General features: G+C 34.6%; 17 protein-coding genes. 13 read left to right on the top strand and 4 right to left on the bottom strand.

What is annotated here, in order from left to right:
* Positions 1–201 precede the first annotated feature (201 nt).
* From fni to IJE13_RS06075, 10 genes are all read left to right on the top strand, one after another.
* Positions 202–1,251 carry a type 2 isopentenyl-diphosphate Delta-isomerase gene (gene fni, locus IJE13_RS06115; RefSeq protein WP_292778314.1) on the top strand — a complete coding sequence of 350 codons (1,050 nt, stop codon included), beginning with the start codon at positions 202–204 and terminating at the stop codon, positions 1,249–1,251.
* Positions 1,252–1,389: 138 nt separating this feature from the next.
* The gene (locus IJE13_RS06110) at positions 1,390–2,736 is read left to right on the top strand and encodes an RNase J family beta-CASP ribonuclease (RefSeq protein ID WP_292778312.1); all 1,347 of its coding nucleotides are present in this window, start codon (positions 1,390–1,392) and stop codon (positions 2,734–2,736) included.
* Between the two features lie 117 nt (positions 2,737–2,853).
* Positions 2,854–3,849: a short chain isoprenyl diphosphate synthase IdsA gene (gene idsA, locus IJE13_RS06105; protein ID WP_292778310.1), complete on the top strand. Its 996-nt coding sequence runs from the start codon at positions 2,854–2,856 to the stop codon at positions 3,847–3,849.
* Between the two features lie 206 nt (positions 3,850–4,055).
* Positions 4,056–4,823, top strand: coding sequence for a hypothetical protein (locus tag IJE13_RS06100; RefSeq protein WP_292778308.1), 768 nt, complete (start codon positions 4,056–4,058; stop codon positions 4,821–4,823).
* Positions 4,824–5,696: 873 nt separating this feature from the next.
* Positions 5,697–6,257: a restriction endonuclease subunit S gene (locus IJE13_RS06095; RefSeq protein ID WP_292778306.1), complete on the top strand. Its 561-nt coding sequence runs from the start codon at positions 5,697–5,699 to the stop codon at positions 6,255–6,257.
* A 44-nt stretch (positions 6,258–6,301) separates the two neighbouring features.
* A complete protein-coding gene (locus IJE13_RS06090) occupies positions 6,302–8,170 on the top strand; it encodes a type I restriction-modification system subunit M (protein ID WP_292778304.1) in 1,869 nt (622 codons plus the stop codon).
* Positions 8,171–8,945: 775 nt separating this feature from the next.
* Positions 8,946–9,863 carry a manganese-dependent inorganic pyrophosphatase gene (locus IJE13_RS06085; RefSeq protein ID WP_292778302.1) on the top strand — a complete coding sequence of 306 codons (918 nt, stop codon included), beginning with the start codon at positions 8,946–8,948 and terminating at the stop codon, positions 9,861–9,863.
* A gap of 106 nt (positions 9,864–9,969) precedes the next feature.
* Positions 9,970–10,212 (top strand): zinc ribbon domain-containing protein, encoded by a 243-nt coding sequence (locus IJE13_RS08725; protein WP_366514853.1) that lies wholly within the window; start codon positions 9,970–9,972, stop codon positions 10,210–10,212.
* A 52-nt stretch (positions 10,213–10,264) separates the two neighbouring features.
* Positions 10,265–10,675: a hypothetical protein gene (locus tag IJE13_RS06080; RefSeq protein ID WP_292778300.1), complete on the top strand. Its 411-nt coding sequence runs from the start codon at positions 10,265–10,267 to the stop codon at positions 10,673–10,675.
* A gap of 130 nt (positions 10,676–10,805) precedes the next feature.
* Entirely contained in the window at positions 10,806–11,975 is a 1,170-nt protein-coding gene (locus tag IJE13_RS06075) for an aldo/keto reductase (protein ID WP_292778298.1), read from the top strand.
* Between the two features lie 45 nt (positions 11,976–12,020).
* Here the strand turns inward: IJE13_RS06075 and IJE13_RS06070 are convergent, their stop codons facing one another.
* The 4 genes from IJE13_RS06070 to IJE13_RS06055 are packed head-to-tail and all read right to left on the bottom strand — an operon-like array spanning position 12,021 to position 15,017.
* A complete protein-coding gene (locus IJE13_RS06070; protein ID WP_292778296.1) occupies positions 12,021–12,845 on the bottom strand; it encodes a class I SAM-dependent methyltransferase in 825 nt (274 codons plus the stop codon).
* Positions 12,842–13,663, bottom strand: a complete 822-nt coding sequence (locus tag IJE13_RS06065; protein WP_292778294.1) for a class I SAM-dependent methyltransferase — start codon at positions 13,661–13,663, stop codon at positions 12,842–12,844. Before IJE13_RS06065 ends, IJE13_RS06070 begins: the two co-directional genes overlap by 4 nt.
* Positions 13,660–14,475, bottom strand: coding sequence for a class I SAM-dependent methyltransferase (locus tag IJE13_RS06060; RefSeq protein WP_292778292.1), 816 nt, complete (start codon positions 14,473–14,475; stop codon positions 13,660–13,662). Before IJE13_RS06060 ends, IJE13_RS06065 begins: the two co-directional genes overlap by 4 nt.
* A 41-nt stretch (positions 14,476–14,516) precedes the next feature.
* Positions 14,517–15,017 (bottom strand): hypothetical protein, encoded by a 501-nt coding sequence (locus IJE13_RS06055; protein ID WP_292778290.1) that lies wholly within the window; start codon positions 15,015–15,017, stop codon positions 14,517–14,519.
* Between the two features lie 917 nt (positions 15,018–15,934).
* On the opposite strand from IJE13_RS06055, the gene IJE13_RS06050 reads away from it, so the two are divergent.
* The 3 genes from IJE13_RS06050 to IJE13_RS06040 form a co-directional block, all read left to right on the top strand.
* Complete coding sequence (locus tag IJE13_RS06050; RefSeq protein WP_292778288.1) at positions 15,935–17,605, top strand: glutamate--tRNA ligase; 1,671 nt, start codon at positions 15,935–15,937, stop codon at positions 17,603–17,605.
* A 129-nt stretch (positions 17,606–17,734) separates the two neighbouring features.
* On the top strand, positions 17,735–19,348 hold the full coding sequence (locus IJE13_RS06045) for a putative glycoside hydrolase (protein ID WP_292778286.1): 1,614 nt from the start codon (positions 17,735–17,737) through the stop codon (positions 19,346–19,348).
* A gap of 58 nt (positions 19,349–19,406) precedes the next feature.
* On the top strand, positions 19,407–19,610 hold a 204-nt coding region (locus IJE13_RS06040), incomplete at its 3' end, for a glycosyltransferase family 2 protein (RefSeq protein ID WP_292778284.1).

The following is a 19,610-nucleotide window of genomic DNA, read 5'->3' as shown; positions in this document are numbered from 1 at the left end:
GGCTTTGTTAAATTTAATTTTTCTATTTATAAAGAATTTATATTGATCAGTTTATTTTAGATATTTAGACTGCTTTTAAAGGTTTACTATTTAAAAACAGTTTATATTAGATTGCTTTTTTTAGGTTCCAATGATGGAACATTATTTAATATTAATTTTAAGCTTATCATACTTAATTTATTAATTATCAAAGAGGAAACAATGATTTCAGATAGAAAATTAGAACATTTATTAATTTGCAAGAATTATGATGTTAATTATAAGGACAAGACTACAGGCTTTGAAGACATTGAACTCATTCACAGAGCATTGCCTGAAGTTCATAAGGAAGAAATTGACATTTCAACAGAGGCTTTTGGAAAGAAACTGGAATCTCCATTGTTCATTACAGCCATCACTGGCGGACATGAAGCTGCAAAGGACATCAATAAGGAATTGGCCATTGTCGCAGAGGACAAGCAGATTGGTTTAGGTGTAGGAAGCCAAAGGGCGGCCATTGTAAATCCAGATTTAAGAGACACTTATGATGTTGTAAGGGAATATGCTCCCTCCGCACTTGTTTTAGGTAATATCGGAGCTCCTCAGTCTGATCTTGCACAGAAAGCCGTTGAAATATTGGACAGTGATATATTGGCAATTCATTTGAATCCATTGCAGGAAGCAATCCAGCCTGAAGGGGATGTTGACGGCAGAGGATATCTCGATTCAATAGCTGAAATCTGCAAGGCGGTGGATGTTCCTGTCATGGCAAAGGAAACAGGTACAGGAATAAGTGCAGAGGATGCGATTGCACTTGAAAAGGCAGGAGTCCGCTTCATTGATGTTGAAGGTGCTGGCGGAACCAGCTGGGCTGCTGTTGAAACATACCGTGCTGATGACAGATACATGGGAGAGCTCTTCTGGGATTGGGGAATCCCTACTGCTGTAAGCACTGCAGAAGTTGTAAATTCCGTCAATGTTCCAGTAATATCTTCCGGTGGAATCCGTTCAGGACTTGATGCTGCAAAGGCAATTGCGCTTGGCGCAGATGCTGTGGGAATGGCACTGCCAGCACTTAAAGGAGCCTATGAAGGACAGGAAGCTTTGGTTCAAATGGTTGAAAGATTCAATGAATCCTTAAGGATAGCAATGTTTTTGGTTGGAGCTTCAAATATCGAAGAGCTTAAGAATTCAAACCTCATAATCAAAGGGGAAACCAAGAACTGGCTTGAATCAAGAGGATTCGATACTAAGGCTTATGCAAGAAAGTAATTCTATTTTTTAATTTAAGAGTCTTTACTCTTATTTTTAATTTATATGATTATTTTATATTCGATGAATTTTTATAAACTTAAATTACTTAATTATACTAATTATTTTACGGAAAAAAAAACAAAAAGGAGGCAATAAATGACTGTAGAAGTTATTGCAATAGGTGGATACGAAGAAGTAGGAAAGAATATGACTGCCGTAAAGGTAGGGGAAGATGTTATCATATTCGATATGGGTATCCACTTGGACAGAATCAGCATTCACGAAGATACAGACATAGACAGAATGCACAGTTTGGACTTAATCGAAAGGGGAGTGATTCCAGACGATACAATCATGAAGGACGTTGACGGAAAGGTAAAGGGAATAGTATTTTCCCACGGTCACTTGGACCACATCGGTGCTGTAGCCAAATTGGCTCACAGATACGATGCACCAATCATCGGAACCCCTTATACCACTGCACTGATTGAAAAGCAAATCAAGGGAGAACGTAAATTCAAGGTAAACAATCCAATCAGACCGCTTAATCCTGGAAGCAAGATCAAATTGTCAAAGGACATCACCTTGGAATTCGTTCAGTCAACCCACAGTATTCCACAGGCGGTCTTCCCGGTATTGCATACCAATGAGGGAATAATCGTCTATGCATTGGACTTTAAGTTTGACAACCATCAGAAGGTTTCACCGCCACCTGACTATAACAGGCTTAGGGAATTGGGAAGAAAAGGAGTATTGGCTCTAATTGTAGAGACCACCAATGCAATCAATTACACTGAAACCAGAACATATTCAGAAAAAGTTGCTAGAATCATCCTGGAGGACTTGATGAGAGAGCCTTTAAAGGCAAAGAACGGTATGATCGTAACCACTTTCTCATCACATATCGAAAGGCTTCAGACCATTGCAGACATTGCAAAGGACAGCGATAGGGATATTCTCTTCTTGGGACGTTCCATGGAAAGGTTCTGTGGCATAGCACAGAATTTAGGAATCTTGAAATTGCCTGGAAACGCTTATGTTCATGGGTCTCCTAAGGCTGTAAACAAAGCCCTTATGAAGGCTGAAGAGGAAAGGGACAAATATCTCCTGGTCACTACAGGTCACCAAGGGGAGCCTGATGCTCTTTTACCAAGAATAGCCAGTGGAAGAACTCCATTCAATGTGAAGAAAGGAGACAATGTCATATTCTCAGCGCCAATCATTCCAAATCCGACCAATGCCGCAAACAGGCATATCCTTGAATCCAAATTGAAGGCGAACGGTGCAAGGATCTATGCAAACGCTCACGTTTCAGGACACGCAGGCCGTGAAGACCACAGGGATTTCCTAAGAATGCTTAAGCCAAAACACATCATACCTGCCCACGGTGAATTGGAGATGCTGGTCGCTTATGGTGAGCTTGCAGAAGAGGAAGGATACAGAATAGGAAACAATATTCATATTTTAAGAAATGCTCAGGCTCAAGTGTTCAATGGACACTAATTTAGTTAATTTAATTAACTATTTGGGCTTATTTATTTAAAAAAATCAATTATTATTCATTAAATTGCAATTAAGTATTTAATAAAGTTTCAATAAATATTAGTTTGAGGGAAAATCATGTCTGATGTTACTGATGTTTTAAAACAATATTCCAAAGATGTTGTAAAAACAATTGAAGAGAATCTTAGTGTTATTGAACCACAGGATTTACAGGATGCTTGTCTTTATTTAACAAAAGCTGGCGGAAAGATGCTTAGGCCAGCACTCACTTTAATCTCTGCAGAAGCGGTTGGAGGAAAAAAGGAGGATGCACTTAAGACTGCCGCTGCTTTGGAGCTTATTCATACCTTTTCACTTATCCATGACGATATCATGGATGACGATGACATGAGAAGGGGAATGCCTTCCGTACATAAGGTATGGGATGAGCCTGTAGCCATTTTGGCAGGGGATACCCTATTCTCAAAGGCATTTGAAATGGTAATCGCTTCCAAGGAGGAAAATGCACATCCTGCAAATGTTGCAAATGCATTGGCTACCGTTGCAGATGCCTGTGTTAAGATCTGTGAAGGTCAGGCTTCCGATATGAGCTTTGAAGGAAACTTTGATGTCAAGGAAGACGAATATTCTGAAATGATCTTCAAGAAAACAGGTGCATTGATTGCAGCTGCAACCAAAGCTGGAGCAATCATGGGCGGAGCAGATGATGAGACAGTGCAAGCTCTCTATGAATATGGAAGAATGATTGGTACAGCTTTCCAGATTCAGGATGATTATCTTGATGTGATCAGTGATGAAAAGGACCTTGGAAAGCCTGTCGGCAGTGACATCGCAAAAGGAAAGATGACCCTTATGGTCGTTAAGGCATTGGCTGAATCCGAAGGTGAAGACCATGAAAGATTGCTTGAAATCTTAAAAGAGGAGAATTCTTCACAAGAGAACATACATGAAGCCATTGATTTATTCAATAAATATGGTTCCATTGAATATGCTCACAATCTCGCTTTAGAAAACGTTGATGGTGCTAAGAAAGTACTCGAAATATTGCCTGACTCTGAAGCTAAACAGATGCTTATTGATTTGGCAGATTTTGTCATAGACAGATCTTCCTAAATTTTCAGTATTTTCTTATTTTTTTTATTATTTTTCATTAATTTTTATCTATTTTTTCTATTTTTCATTTTAACTATTTTTCATTCATATTATCCATTTTTACCCTATTTTTGCCCATTTCTTAAGTTAAGTTTATAAATAATTTAATTTAAATTAATAATTGTAATAAACTAATTTTTAAAAGATTAGTTAATGGGGAGGTTTATGTGGATTTAAGACGTGTATTATTGGTATTGCTAGTGATTGTCGTGGTTTTAGCCACTTCTTTCTTCTTATTGGGATATGATGAAACTATTAAATATGAAAGAGTGGACCTTACAAGCACTTCCAGCATTGAGATGCCAATAAGTGATCAATCTACAAATACAGTAATTAACAATGGCATTAATCTCATTAATGACACTCAACATGATCTGACAGTGATGTACTTCAACAGTGAACAGGGCAATCAGGTTGCAGCTGTTGAATTGGAGTATATACGAAATGATTTTGTGGCAAATTCGGTTCAGGATACCTTAGGAAACCAAACTGTTTGGCATAATGAGGAAAACGGAACATATATGGCTTTCATTGGAAATCATATCACCCATGACAATATTCTAATCATCTGTAAGGATCCTGAAATGCTTGAGCATATGATTGCTTCCGCTCGCTATGAATACTTCAATGAGGAGACAAACAGTACAGAAACTTTCAATGGTGAGAATCAAAGCTCAAATGCTACAAATACTTCTGCTGTGGCAAATACTGGAGTTGATAGCACAAGGTCCAATTCATCTTCATCAAGAAATGTGCCTGATGGCTATTATTGGTCTGGACAGGATGCAGATTATATCCGGGAATATGACGATTCAAATGGAGTTCATCATATTGACCGTCTAAACGGTCCAAATGAAGCTATTGATACAGTCAATAACAAGCATTATACCAATGGTGTGGAAGATACAGAAGCCTATAATAAAGATTTTAATTAATTTTAATTATTTTTTATTTTATTCTCTTTATTTTTCTTAGATTTTGTTGAATTTAATTTATTTAGCTTTTTTAGTCTATTCTTTCTATTTTTTCTATTATTTCAACCTATTTTTATATTTTTTATTATCAATTTTATAATGTCATATGATTTTAGATTACTGTCATTAAATTTAAGAACGAAACATTTATATACTAGTATGTTTATAATACTTATTGTGATTAGAAAAAACTTAAGTGAAAATTAAGTTTGCTTATTTTTTTCAATCATTGGATGTTTCATTGGAATTCAGAACATAAGAAATGTATCTCTGGTGATCAGTGCAATTTCGACCTCTTCGTTTGTTTAACTGTAACACCTTTTGCTTGATTCGTTTTGTTCATATTGCTTGCACTGAATTTGATGATTGATTAAAATAAGATCTAATCCAAATTGATATCACACATAAAAAATTAAAAAATTAAAAAAAGATTAATTGAAAAATATCTGAAATCAGTCTTATGCATTCGTTCATAAGTTAAGGAATGTAATCCGGGGGTGAATTATATTCCTTATTTTGAATAGGAATTGGGGGTGATTCTTATTCAAGTTCCTTATTGAGTGCTTATGATTTTGTCTATTGGAATGTAATTTGGGGGTGAATTATATTCCTTTTGTTTGGATAAGGATTGGGGGTGATTCTTATTCGTGGAAAAAAAGGTAATGGGGGTGTTATCTTTTTTCCCATATTACTTTCTACCATTTTTTTCTTTATTTTCTCCTAATTTTCCACCATTTTCATATAATTTATGCACTTAAGTTTAAGAACAAGTTATTACATAATATTATATGAAAGATATTTTATAGTTTTATTTTAGTCAAATCAGGTGAGTGTATGATTAAAAAATATAAGTTTGATGATGTTGCAGAAATTTTCACTGGAATCAGAATCAAACGTTATCAAAAAGGTTATACAATTAAACAGGAAGTACTTAAAAAGACATATGAAGACAGTTCAAATATAGACACTGATTTTGAAGATGTTTCAGATGACATAAACAGTAAGTTCTATTCAAGAAAGGACGATATTGTCATTCTGCTTGCAGGATCCACTGTAAGCAAGCTTGAAAGGGAAGGAATCATCATACCTATGTACTATGCGGTTGTAAGGGTTAGGGAAGGATTTGATGTTGATTTCGTTTACCACCTTCTAAAAAGCGACATTTTCCCAAGGGAACTGCATAAGATAGAGGAAGGAACTACCTTAAAGATCATTAAGACCACTCACCTTAAGGAAATTTGCCTGCCTATACCTGATTATGAGACTCAAGTTAAATATGGAAGGCTATTCAAGTTAATGGACAAGAGAATTAATTTGAATCAGGAATTGATTGAATTGGAAAGGCAGAATGAAAAGCTGATAATGAAGAATCTATTTGAGAAATTAGGTGAGTAATTAATTTTTAATAATGCTTTATTGTTTAAATTAGGGGTTATGATATGGAAAATGTTTTAGGGCGTCAATTATGGTCCATCTATGAGGATTTGAAAAGAGAAAAAAGAATCGGATTCCTGACAGATGATGAGTTTCAAAAGTATTTCCTAGGATTCATTTCCTATAAGTATCTCTCTGAAAAGCTGGAGACCTATATCAATAATGAATTGAAGGGAGAAAACATCAGCTTTGAGGAAGCTTATAGTAATAGGAATTATAAGAAAGGCCTAAGGGAAAGGTCAATTGAAGATATAGGATACTTCTTAAGTCCTAGCCTTTTGTATAAGAACATTGTATCATCAAAGAATTATGGAAGCATCATAATTGAGGAATTGGAAAAGGCATTCAATGAAATCAGCGATTCTTCTGTTGGAAGGGAAAGCCAGGAGGATTTCCAGAACCTCTTTGAAGGTGTGGACTTAAGGGCATCCCAATTAGGAAAGAGAATGGAAGACAAGAATAGGGTTGTATTCAATATTCTGGATGCTTTAAGGTTCGTTCACTTTGATTTGGATAAGGAAAGCAGGGACAATACCCTTTTAAGCAAATCAATTTTAGACAATAGGAAATATAATAAGAATAATCATCTTTCATTAATGGGTTCCGAAAGGAGGGTGCATTCAAGAAGAAAACCTCATGCAATGAGTTTTAAACCAAATCTAAAAGCCATCGAAGCAGATTTTGAATCTTTAGATTCATTGGTTGATGAAAAAATGAAGACTAATCTTAAAGATGAAAGCTTGGCTTATGATTTGGCTGAAGAAAAACTTTCTTATGATTTAAATAAGTCTCTCTTAAATGAGGATAGCTATTCCTTAGATGATGAGGAATATGAAAAATATATTGATAATCTGATTGGAAACAGCTTTGAATATCTGTTGAGTGAGTTTTCATTGAATTCATCAAGCTCCTTCGATTACTATACTCCAAAAGAGGTTTCCACCTTGATTGCCAAACTGATAGCTTCACAGAAGGAACATCTTGATTCTGTCTATGACCCTTGCTGCGGCTCCGCTTCCCTGCTTTTAGAGATAAACAAGGAATTGCCTTGTGATTTCATATGCGGTCAGGAGCTTAATGCATCATTCTATAACATTGCAAGGGAGAACATGATCCTGCATAATATCCATTACAAGGATTTTGACATCAAGCAGGGAGATAGCCTGGAGCAGCCTCAGCATTTGAATTATACATTTGATGCCATTGTAAGTCAGATTCCATTCAATTCCAAATGGACTGCCGATAGGAGTTTTCTTGATGATGTGAGATTTAAGGATTACAACATTCTTCCGCCACGTACCAAAGCTGATTATGCATTCATCCAGCATATGCTCTATCATTTGAATGAGGATGGAATAATGATTGTAGTTGTTCCTCATGGAGTACTGTTCAGGTCTGCCGCTGAAGGAACAATCAGAAGAATCATTGTTGACAGATATAATTATCTTGATGCGGTAATCGGCCTTCCTGCAAACATGTTCTATAGTACCAATAATCCTGCATGTATGATGATATTCAAGAAAAACAGGAATCTTTATGATGATGTATTGTTCATTGACGCTTCTCGTGACTACAATAAATTCAAGCTTATCAATAATCTAAGGGAAGAGGACATCTATAAGATAGTCAGCACCTATTATTACAGGGAAGAAAAGGACGGCTATTCCCATAGGGCCAGCCTGGAAGAGATAAGGAGAAATGACTTTAACCTGAATATTCCTCGTTATGTTGACACTTATGAGGAAGAGGAAATCATTGACCCTAAGGACTTGGTGTCCAGACATAAGCTTGTTAGCGAAGAGATAAAGAAAGTTACAAAAGAGATTGAAGATGTTTATAAGGAGTTAAACATTGAAAATGACTTGTTTAGATAATTATTTTAAATTTAATCTCTTTATTTTCTATTTCTTTTTAATTTTTATTATTTTTCTATTTTTTCTATTCTTCTTAATTCTTATTCTTTTTAATTCTCATTTTTCTTCTAATTTTTCTATTTCTTTTCAAATGCTCTTGGAATATGGGCTTATATTTATTAAGATAATATAATGAACAAGGAACATGTAGTTTTTGGTGAAATGAATACTTAAGATCTTTTCATTGGAAACATACGGTTTCTTACGGAAAATACTTAAAACTTTCAAAGAACTATTATTTCAATAATATTTCTTTGATTGATCATTTTGATTATTCCAAATTCAACTCTCAAAAAAACATTACATTCGTCTTATCTCTATTTGGAATAATCAAAATTATTTTAATAAGCTATAAAAAAATCTCTTACTTTTTTTAATTATATTTTACTTTATTCAAAATTATTTGATATTTTTACGATTTTTTCACTAGTTTTTGTGCTATCAATAGCAAACTATTTATATATTTAATAAATATACTTATATACATAGAATTATGAACTATACTTTTAGAATATTCTTTTAACATATCACCCCCTTTACATTAGTTTCTAGTTTTCTTTTTTTGGTATAGTTTATGATTCAGGTTTAGATACTTAGATTTTCAACAATCTAAGTTTCTAAACTTTAATATTCAATTAATCTTTTTTTAAATTTTTATAAATATTTAATAATGTGAAAAGTCAATATTATAATTGTTATTTTGATAATTTATCATTCAATAATTAAAGGTGAAAAAATGAGTAAGACTTATATTTTTGGACATAAAAGTCCAGATACCGATTCAATTACTTCAAGTCTTGTAATGGCTGACTTGGAGACCAAATTAGGCAATGATGTTCTTGCATGCAGATTAGGCAGTTTAAATAAGGAAACTGAATATGTCTTGAATTACTTTGATTTGGAAGCTCCTGAATTGATTGAAAAAATCGAAGATGGTGCAGAAGTGATTCTTGTGGATCATAACAGTCCAAGCGAATCCGTGGACAATATAGAAAATGCAAAGATCCTAAAGCTTGTAGACCATCATAAGATAGCTTTTGAAACTTCCTATCCGTTATTCATCAGAACAGAACCTGTAGGATGTACCGAAACCATACTATTCAAGTTATATAAGGAAAATGGATTCACTCCTGACAAGACCATCGCATCATTGATGCTCTCTGCAATCATTTCAGACACTTTGCTCTTGAAATCTCCAACCACTACTGAAGATGATAAGGAAGCAGTGAAGGAACTTGCAGAGATTGCTGAAATTGATTATGAAACTTACGGTTTGGAAATGCTAAAGGCAGGAACAGACTTATCCAGTTTTTCAATTGAGGAAATCTTAAGCCTTGATGCAAAGCAGATTGACTTTAAGGATGTAAAATCCATTGTAAATCAAGTCAACACTGCAGACATTGCAGATGTTATGGAAATGAAGGATGAATTGGAAGCAGGAATGGAAAAGATCATTGAAGATGAAGGTTTGGACTTGTTCATGCTTTTAATTACTGATATCGTAAACAGCAATTCTCAAGTGATTGCTCTTGGAAAAGATGCTTCACTTGTGGAAAAGGCTTATGATGTAAAATTGGAAGACAACACTGTTTTACTTGAAGGTGTCGTTTCCCGTAAGAAACAGGTTGTTCCTATCATGACTGAAAATGCTTAAATGCATTTTTAGTTATTTTATTCCAATTTCTTATAGTTTTAATTTATTTAATTCAGTCATTAATTTAATTTATTTTTAATTTAGTTGTAGATAAAGGGGGTAAAAAATGTCAAAATTTTGTCCGAAATGCGGTCATAAAAATAAGGATGTTGCATCATTCTGTGGAAATTGCGGAACAAAGTTGGCAACTTCAAATTTCACTACTAATCTAAGAGATGATGGCTCAACTAATAGTTCTACCACTTCTCAAAAACCTAGCAGCGCTAATAATTCTGGAGATGCGGGTTCTACATGTTGTGCAGTTCTTATAATATTATTTATAATAATCCTTATCATGTCAATGGGATGATTTAGGGATATGTATTTTTATCAGTCTGTGACAATTTAGATTTAGGGATAGAATGGATTTTAATGAATTTGGGGACAATTTAGAGGATTCCGCTAATTTTCTAATAGAAAAGTTAAAGGAATTGCATCCTTGGGATGAGGAATGGAATCATAGAATTGCAGTCAGATTGGTTCCCATATACAAAGAGGAAATCGACAAGTTCAAGGAATATCTGGAGTCCAATGATTTGGATTTCACTTTGGAAAATTTCAATAACTTGATTAGATTTTCATCCATTTTAACCAAAGACCAGGTAAAGCTTCTCTTTATGGGAGACTTGGCTGAAATTCCCTTGATTTTTGATGGAAGATATCTGAGTGATGATGAAAGGATTGACTTATTGATTGAATACAAGGCACGATTGAAAAAGGCCGATTCCAATTTGTATCTGTTCTTCAATCATGTAGACAATTTCTTAGACTGATTGCTTTTTATTTTCATTTTCATTTTTTTAATAAATAATTTATTTTATCTTATTTTAACTTTTTTTAGCTATTTTTATATATTTTATCGAACATATTATCATATAATTAAGACTTGTTTTAGGTGACACAATGTTTTATAGAAAATTGGGAAAAACTGATTTAGAAGTATCCAATTTAGGTTTTGGATGTATGCGTTTGCCTCATAAGGAGCATTTCTATGAAATCGATGAGGTGGAGGCTACCAAGATGTTCGATTATGCAATCGAACATGGAGTCAATTATTTTGATCTCGCTTATTCATTTCATAGTAAAAACAGAAACTTAGGAGGAAATGCCGAGCCCTTCTTAGGCAAATACCTTGCAGAGAAAGGCATCCGTGATGATGTTGTCATACAGACCAAATTGCCCGGATGGCTTGTAAACAAAAGGGAGGATATGGATAAGTTCCTTGATTTGCAGCTCGAAAGGCTGCAAACCGATTATATTGATGTTTACATGTTGCATTCCCTTAAGATAGACTTCTGGAATAAGCTATATGGAATGGATGTGTTGGAATTCTTGGATTCCATTCTAGAAGATGGAAGAGCCAAATATGTAGGATTCTCATTCCACGATGATTTGGATGTATTCTTCAACATCATGGATTCCTATGATAAGTGGGATGTGATATTGACACAAGTGAACTACCTTGATGAGGACTATAAAAGCGGTCTTGGCGGTTTGGAATTTGTAGGAATGGCAGGTCTCGGAAATGTCATTATGGAACCTCTCAGAGGGGGAAGCCTGATAAATAACATTCCAGATGAAGTGCAGGCTCTTTGGGATACTGCCGATAAGAAAAGAAGTCCTGTCGAATGGGCATTTGAATATTTATGGGACAAGCCTCTTGTAACTTCTGTATTCAGTGGTATGAGCAATATGGATCAGGTAAAGCAGAACATTGCCATCGCTGAAAACTGTGATGTAAATTCAATGAGCGAACATGACAGGCAAATACTGAAGGACGTCACTCAAGTTTACAAGTCAAGGGAAGAGATTCCATGTACAGGATGCAGATATTGCATGCCTTGCCATAACAGGGTGGACATTCCACATTGCTTCAAGCAGTATAACATTGCAAAAAGTCTGGATTACATTGATAAGACTGCAGCCCCTTATTTCTGGTTAGTTAATAAGGATGAAAGGGCTGACAGCTGTACTTTCTGTGGTGAGTGCAATATTCAATGTCCGCAAGGAATCGATATCCCTGCAGAAATGGAAAAGGTCTTTGATTTCTTCCATGATGAAGAATACCAATAATCCTTTTTCTTTTTTTATTATTTTTAAAAATAGTTTTTTAATTTTTCATTCTTCTTTTTTCCACCAAATCAATACTAAATCTGTTTTATCTTTAGGATTGACCCAGTTTCCTCTCTCATTTTTAACGAATATTTCTTTAAAATAGTTTTCTAAGGCAATTCTATTCTCTTCCTCAAGGTCTCCAAGTCTCCAGATGGATCTATCTATTGCCTCATCGATTGTATGGTACTCTTTTAAATTTTTACAGTCTAATTGATGTATATTTGCTTCAATTCCAAGGCTTTTCAGAAGCATTACCAAAACCATATGGTCTGTACCTGCCTTAAATGGCTTTCCAGCTATTTCTGCCTTTTCCTTTTTGTATTTATGGGTTGATGATCCAAAAACAGTTATGTAAACATATTTATTAGCTATTTCATTAAGTGTTAAAAGAGTTTCTTTAATATGATAGATCCCATTTAGACATCTTGAAGCAAGTACTATGTCATAATCACCAATCTCATCATAATCAAGGTCATTTATGTCCTTTTGAATGGTGTTTATATTAGTTATATTATCAGCATTAGCCTTTTTATTCAATTCTTCAAGCATCTTTTCTGATTTATCGATTCCAGTGACTGATTTGGCCTTTTTAGCTATTTTTCTTGTTATTGTACCTTCACCGCAACCTATATCTAAAACAGTATCTTCAGGGTTTATTCTCATTTCATTGAGCAAAACATCTGGATAATCATCATTTTCAAGCCATTTGCCATATTCGGAGGCTATCTTATCCCAATCCTTTTCCTTTTTTAATCCTTTTTTGAGGGATTTTTGCCAGATGTATTCCCAATCTTGGTCTAAAGAATCTATTCTTTCTTCAATCTTCATTTTTTCCACCAAATCAATACCCAATCTGGCTTGTCGTTAGGATTGGTCAACAGACCATCCTCATTTTCTTCTAAAATTGACTCAAGATATTTTGGCAATAATTCCTGTTCTTCTTTGCTGAATTTGGCCAAGTTCCATTTTCCATTGTCAATGGCTTCTTCTATTGTCTTATATGTTCTGACTGGTCCAACATCCAAATTAACCACATTCGGATAGATGTCCATTTCTGCAAGGAGATTCAAAAGAATGGTGTATGATGGGGCACCGCCATATTCGCTATTGATATATTTGAAGAAGTCCTTTTCAAGCTTCCAGTTATTCGGTCCGAATAATGTGATGAAGACATATTTATTGGCTATTTCATTGAAGTTGGAAAAGACTTTTCTTGGGCTTTTTATTCCATTTATTACTCTGGACGCTAAAACGGTGTCATGATTTCCGTATTTCTCCAATGTCACATCATTCACATCATCCTTGATGGTCTTGATGTTATCTATGGATTCCACTTTGATCTTTTCATCCAATATCTCAAGCATCTTTTCGGTTGCATCGATGGCTGTAACACTAGAGACTTCTTTGGATAAAGGGATTGTCACGCTTCCCTCTCCACAGCCGACATCTAAAACGGTATCCTCTTTGGATAGAATCATCTTTGAAATCAATTGTTCTGTGTAATTGTCCTTGCTAGCACGCTCGCTATATTTTACAGCCGCTTTGGTCCAGTCTTTGCCTCTGTCTCCTTTCTTATCCATTTTCCTGGTCCAAAGCTCTTCCCAATCGATTTCATTTTCATCTTCAATAGTTATCTTCTTTTTCATTTCTTCCACCAGTATAATACCCAATCCGCCTTGTCATTTGGATTTGAAAGCTTTCCATTATCATTTCTCTCAAGGATATCTTCAAGATATTTGTGCAACTCTTCTTTCTCTTCATCATTTAAGGTGTCCAATCTCCATTTTCCACTTTCCATTGCCTCTTCAATGCTTTCATATTCCCTGCTCTGGCCTATGTTAAGGTTTTCAACATTTGGATAGATTCCCATATCCACAAGTATGTTGAAGAAGTATCTGTGTGATGGAAATTCAAAGTATTCCTTATTGATGGATTGATAAAATTCCTTTTCAAGTTTCCAGTTGTTCGGTCCGAAAAGGGTTATGTAAACGTATTTGTCAGCTATTTCATTGATATTTGCAATGGTTTCCTTTATGTTTAGCACTCCATTCAATGATCTTGAAGCCACAACGATATCATGCTTTCCCACATTGTCAATTTTAATTTTAGTCAAGTCCTCTTCGATTGTTCTTATATTGGTCACGTTTTCTTTTTGGGCCTTTTCATTCAATATCTCAAGCATTCTGTATGCTGAATCAACACCAGTCACTGCTTTTGCCTTTTTGGCAAGTGGAATGGTTATGCTTCCTTCGCCGCATCCCAAATCAAGAAGAGTATCATCTTTAGTCACATCAATTCTTTCAATCAATTTGGTATGATAATCATCCTTTTTAGCGGATTTTCCAAAATTAGGGGCTGCCTTATTCCAGTCTTTGGACCTGTCTTTTTTTGCTTCCAGTTTCTCTCTCCAGAAATAAGCCCAATCAATCTCTTCAGGATCATTTATTTGAAATGCCATTTCATCACCATAATTGGATTATAAAAACCTTTTTTCAATATCTAAGATTTGTTTTCCTCTTTCATTTGCTTTTGAACTTCATAAACGTCAGAGACTGCCAATGTTCTCTTGAAGTCAAAACGGAAGTTCTCAATGATGGCCCCCAATTCTCTCATGGTGCTTTCAAACTTCTCGGTCTTCACTGGAATGTCACATAGGCTGTCAATGCTTTGTCCGAGTTCATCAATGTATTTTGGAAATGTCTCATTTGCATGATTGAAGAAAACATCATATTCCTCTGGATTTTCTATATTGTCATTTCTGATGTTCTCTTTCATCTTTTCATAAAAGTCGTTGTAATATGAATAGCTTTCCCTAAATGAATCAAGCAATTCAGCTATCCTGTCAGACATCTTGTCCACACAGTTTTCTTTAGTCTCTTGAGTTGCATCAGTTGCCAAGAGTGGCATATTTGCTCTAAACAGCAATCCGACATCACTTAGATTTTTATTTAAACCATTTATTGCCTTTTCAAAAGAATCTATATCCAATCTTCCGTCCATTTTATCATAGTCCTTTTATTTAATAGTATTTGTAAATTATTTTTCTGTTCATAGAGAATTTTCATTAAATTTTCAGGATATACAATAGAAAATTTTCCACTATTTTTTGCTTTATATATCCCCTATTTTCATTCACAAGAAAAAAATATTTTTTTCTCATATCATATAATTTTATTATTTGCATAATATTTATAATTAGTTTATTTTTTTCCAATTCTTTATAAGGAAAATTCATTATTTGACAAAAATTTTCATATATTAGAGAGAGGTGTATTTCTACTGTAAAATTTTTAGATGAAAAGAATTTTAAAATATTTTTTTTTCATTTGAAAAAATTCTTCTGAAAAATTGATTTTTACTCATAGTTTAATATAGTAAATTTTTAAGAAATTTTTTCATTAATTTTAATTAAAAACACGATTGATTAAATTATATTTTGCTGATAATCTATGCAATTTAATTAATCAATATTCCATTTATATTAATTTAGATATTAAATTCCAAATATCTATTAAATCTTATCTACATCTCATCAATAAAAATCACTATAATAATTAATTTATAAGATCTTCATGAATATTTTTCCCAATTTTCATAGTTTGATTTAAATATAAAAAAAGTCTAAATATTATTGTCTGATAAATATTGTTGCTAAACCTATTTATTAGATTTGCCTATCTAATATGTTTGCATTTTATTGCGGACATATTAGATTTTACCTATTTTTAGTTTTAATAAATATTTCACTTTTAGATTTTAGCTATTATTTTCAATAACTTTTTTTTTTTTTTTTACTGGATTCTTTAGTTATTTTTAATTATATTTATATAAGTTTAATTTCATAAATTATAACATAATTTTAAGAATTATTATTTATTTTTAAACTGTTTTTAAATTTATTTTATTTTGTGATAATTATGGATGAATTAGAAGAAATTGTATTTAAACATGCATTATTGAATGCGGCAAAACATAAGGGAAGTGCAAATCCTGGGGCAGTTATGGGCTCCATCATGAGCAGTGAACCTGAACTTAGGCCAAGGGCAAAGGAAATCGGTCCATTGTCCGGAAAGATAGTGGCTCAAGTGAATGCACTCTCCCCTGAGGAACAGAAAGCCAAGATGGAAGAATTGGGAGTCGCTGTTGAAGAGAAAAAACAGAAAAAAGAGGAAGGATTGCCAAAGCTTCCAGGAAAAAACAAGGATGTTGTAATGCGTTTTGCACCTAACCCAAGCGGTCCATTGCACATTGGACATGCAAGGGCAGCTGTTCCAAATGGGGAATATGTGAAAAAATGCGGTGGAAAATTCATTTTAAGAATAGAGGATACAGATCCTAAACGTATTTACGAACCTGCCTATGAATTGATTCAAGAGGATTTGAAATGGCTTGGAATAGAGCCAGATGAAGTTTACTATCAAAGCGACCGCTTTGAAATCTATTACCAATATGCTGAAGAGCTCATCAATCGTGGAGCAGCCTACATGTGCACCTGTGATGGAGGAGAGTTCAAGAGGCTTAAGGACAGCTGTCAGCCTTGTCCATGCAGAGACAACACTGTAGAGGAAAACATGGAGCTTTGGAAAAGGTTCCCTGAAATGGAAGCCGGTGAAGCTGTACTTAGAATCAAGACAGATATTAACCATAAGAATCCGGCCATTCGTGATTGGGTTGCAATGAGAATTGTTGAAGAGGAACACCCAAGAATGGGCACTAAATACAGAGTCTATCCTATGATGAACTTCTCAGTATCTGTAGATGACCATCTTCTTGGAATGACCCATGTCCTAAGGGGAAAAGACCACTTGGCAAACAGCGAGAAGCAAAAGTACCTTTACCAGCACATGGATTGGGAAGTTCCTGAATTTATCCATTACGGCAGATTGAAGATGGAAGACATTGCATTAAGCACTTCAAAGGCTATGGCTGGAATTGAAGACGGCACTTACAGTGGCTGGGATGATCCAAGGCTTGGAACCTTGAGAGCCATTGCAAGAAGGGGTATCCAACCGGAAACCATTACCCAATTGATGGTGGAGATAGGCATTAAGATGTCTGATTCAGCTATCAGTTGGAAAAAGATCTATGGATTGAACAGGAATATAATTGAGCAAAAGGTTAACAGATACTTCTTTGTTCCAAATCCTGTAAAAATAGATATTGCAGATGTTCCAAATGAAGATTTAGGATTAGCAATTGAAAGGCCATTGCATCCTGACTTCGAGGAAAGGGGCAATAGGACTCTTGTATTTGATAAGGAAGTCTATATTCCTGCAGCAGATCTGACTGATGGAATCAGTCGTTTAATGGATGCTGTAAATGTTGAAATTAAAGAGGGAAATGCTGAATTCCACAGCAAATCATTTGAAGATGCAAGAGATGCTAAGGCAAGAATCATTCAATGGGTTCCAACAGATGCAATCAAGGCCAAGGTTGTAATGGATGATGCATCTGTAACTGAAGGTCTTTGTGAAATCGACTGCAATGAATTGAAGGTTGGGGACATTGTACAATTTGAAAGATTCGGATTTGCAAGACTTGATGAGATCAAGGATGATGAATTAATATTTTATTATGCTCATAAATAGGAAAAAATTTATTTTATTCTAAATAGGTATAATTTATTCTTTTATTATTCTAAATGGGTGAAATTTTTATTCTTTTATTATATTATTAATTGAAAAAATTTTAGCATAGCAATTTAAATGAGGTTAATTATGAAAAAGATATTGGCATTATTGTTTTTCGCTTTACTATTGCTTTCTGTCACTGCAGTTTCAGCAGAAGAGAATGTCGCTTTCCTTGCTGATGAAAATGCGGTTGATATGCAGGAAATTATGGGGGATGATCCTTCAAATCCAGAAAGTGATGGCGAGACTGTTGGCGATGGTTCCGCTCTTAGTGATGATGATGGCGATGCAAATGATATTGAAGATGGGGATGATTCAACTGAAGATGATGGGAATGATGTTCCTGCTGAAAAGTCAAACTCCACAATCACAGCATCAAACCTAAAGGGATATGAGTCATTCACAACTACAATTAAGATTAAGCTGACATCCAATGGCACAGCATTGTTTTCAAGACCTATTCAAATATCATTGAATGGAATCCTTTACAATAAAACAACCGATTCAAATGGGGAAGTTAAGCTAAATGTCAAATTGAATAAGGGAACTTATCTTGCTGAAATAACCTATTTGGGCGATAATCTGACAAGCAATGCAAGCAAAGTCTGCAATGTGACCGTTCTATCCCCTCTCAAGACCAAATTGAGAATCGGTGATAAGTACATCAATTATCGCCAAGGCTCCAAATGTCTGTTTTATGTGAAATTGCTTGATGCTAAGAACAATACAATAAAAAACCAAAAGGTCACAATCAAGGTTGCAGGCAAAACATATACTGTCACAACCAATAAGTACGGCAGTGCCAAAATATATTTGAATCTTAAGAAGGGAACATATACTGTAAAATATACATTTAAAAGCAGTTCCCCTTATTTGGCTTCAAATGGCTCTTGCAAAATCAAGTTCAAGGCTAAAATGCCTAAAGGTGACGGCTATTGGCTATGGTCTTCAGACATGAAAAAGGTGAATCTTAAAAGCCTTGCGAATAGGGGAACCAAACATATCTTCCTTCATGCCAATGCGGTATCAAGGTATGGAAAATCAGCTGTTGTTTCCTTCATTAAAAAGGCCCATAAGCATGGAATGAAGGTTCATATATGGATGCAGGTCTGCTATAGCGGAGGAAAATGGGTAAGGCCAATCAATGAGAAGAACCAGATAAAATATTCCTTTTTGAATAAAAGAATCAAACAGGCAAAGAATTATGCTAAGATTAAGGGAGTGGATGGAATCCACTTCGATTATGTGCGTTTCGGAGGCACTGCACATTTATATAAAAATCCTAATCGTGCAATCAACTACTTTATGAAGAAGGCTTCAACTGAAGTCCATAAGGTTAATTCGAATTGCATTGTTTCAGCTGCTCTAATGCCTGAACCGGGCAGTGCAATGACTGAAAAGTTTGGTCAGGATGTCTCAACAATGAGCAAATACTCTGATGCTTTGATACCAATGGTTTATAAGGGCACTTATAAGAAGGATAGGGCATGGGTCACTTCTGTTACAAAAAAATTCGTCAACCAATCAATTGGGGCTCAAATATGGACTGGATTGCAGTCATACCAATCCGAAAAGAATCCTAAGAAATTAAGTCACAGCGCCCTTTTAAAGGATGCGAAGGCTGCAGTGAAAGGTGGAGCAAAAGGAATTATGATATTCAGAATTGGAATATCATGCAATTTAAATTTTAAAAAGATTTAATTGTCTTAAGTTAAAGCAGAAAATTTTAAGTTTTCAGATATTATTCAGGTTGTTTTTTATGGTAGAGATTTCTGTTGTTGTTCCGGCGTATAATGCTGTTGATTATTTGGATGAGGCTATTACTTCCATTATTGATCAAAGTTTTAAGGATTTGGAGATAATTTGTGTTGATGATGGGTCAACTGATGATACTTTAGAGAGATTGGAGGAATATGCTTCAAGGGATAGCCGCATTCAGGTTTTTCATCAAGAGAATCAGGGT

It is taken from the genome of Methanobrevibacter sp. (assembly GCF_017410345.1).
Classification (GTDB): Archaea; Methanobacteriota; Methanobacteria; order Methanobacteriales; family Methanobacteriaceae; genus Methanobrevibacter.
Note: the sequence above shows the minus strand (reverse complement) of the source record. Positions and strands in the feature narration are given on the sequence as shown.

What these genes read in the sequence shown, in the direction of transcription:
- fni (WP_292778314.1), top strand. Translation starts at nt 202, where the DNA reads ATGATTTCAGATAGAAAATTAGAACATTTATTAATTTGCAAGAATTAT.
- IJE13_RS06110 (WP_292778312.1), top strand. Translation starts at nt 1,390, where the DNA reads ATGACTGTAGAAGTTATTGCAATAGGTGGATACGAAGAAGTAGGAAAG.
- idsA (WP_292778310.1), top strand. Translation starts at nt 2,854, where the DNA reads ATGTCTGATGTTACTGATGTTTTAAAACAATATTCCAAAGATGTTGTA.
- IJE13_RS06095 (WP_292778306.1), top strand. Translation starts at nt 5,697, where the DNA reads ATGATTAAAAAATATAAGTTTGATGATGTTGCAGAAATTTTCACTGGA.
- IJE13_RS06090 (WP_292778304.1), top strand. Translation starts at nt 6,302, where the DNA reads ATGGAAAATGTTTTAGGGCGTCAATTATGGTCCATCTATGAGGATTTG.
- IJE13_RS06085 (WP_292778302.1), top strand. Translation starts at nt 8,946, where the DNA reads ATGAGTAAGACTTATATTTTTGGACATAAAAGTCCAGATACCGATTCA.
- IJE13_RS08725 (WP_366514853.1), top strand. Translation starts at nt 9,970, where the DNA reads ATGTCAAAATTTTGTCCGAAATGCGGTCATAAAAATAAGGATGTTGCA.
- IJE13_RS06080 (WP_292778300.1), top strand. Translation starts at nt 10,265, where the DNA reads ATGGATTTTAATGAATTTGGGGACAATTTAGAGGATTCCGCTAATTTT.
- IJE13_RS06075 (WP_292778298.1), top strand. Translation starts at nt 10,806, where the DNA reads ATGTTTTATAGAAAATTGGGAAAAACTGATTTAGAAGTATCCAATTTA.
- IJE13_RS06070 (WP_292778296.1), bottom strand. Translation starts at nt 12,845, where the DNA reads ATGAAGATTGAAGAAAGAATAGATTCTTTAGACCAAGATTGGGAATAC.
- IJE13_RS06065 (WP_292778294.1), bottom strand. Translation starts at nt 13,663, where the DNA reads ATGAAAAAGAAGATAACTATTGAAGATGAAAATGAAATCGATTGGGAA.
- IJE13_RS06060 (WP_292778292.1), bottom strand. Translation starts at nt 14,475, where the DNA reads ATGGCATTTCAAATAAATGATCCTGAAGAGATTGATTGGGCTTATTTC.
- IJE13_RS06055 (WP_292778290.1), bottom strand. Translation starts at nt 15,017, where the DNA reads ATGGACGGAAGATTGGATATAGATTCTTTTGAAAAGGCAATAAATGGT.
- IJE13_RS06050 (WP_292778288.1), top strand. Translation starts at nt 15,935, where the DNA reads ATGGATGAATTAGAAGAAATTGTATTTAAACATGCATTATTGAATGCG.
- IJE13_RS06045 (WP_292778286.1), top strand. Translation starts at nt 17,735, where the DNA reads ATGAAAAAGATATTGGCATTATTGTTTTTCGCTTTACTATTGCTTTCT.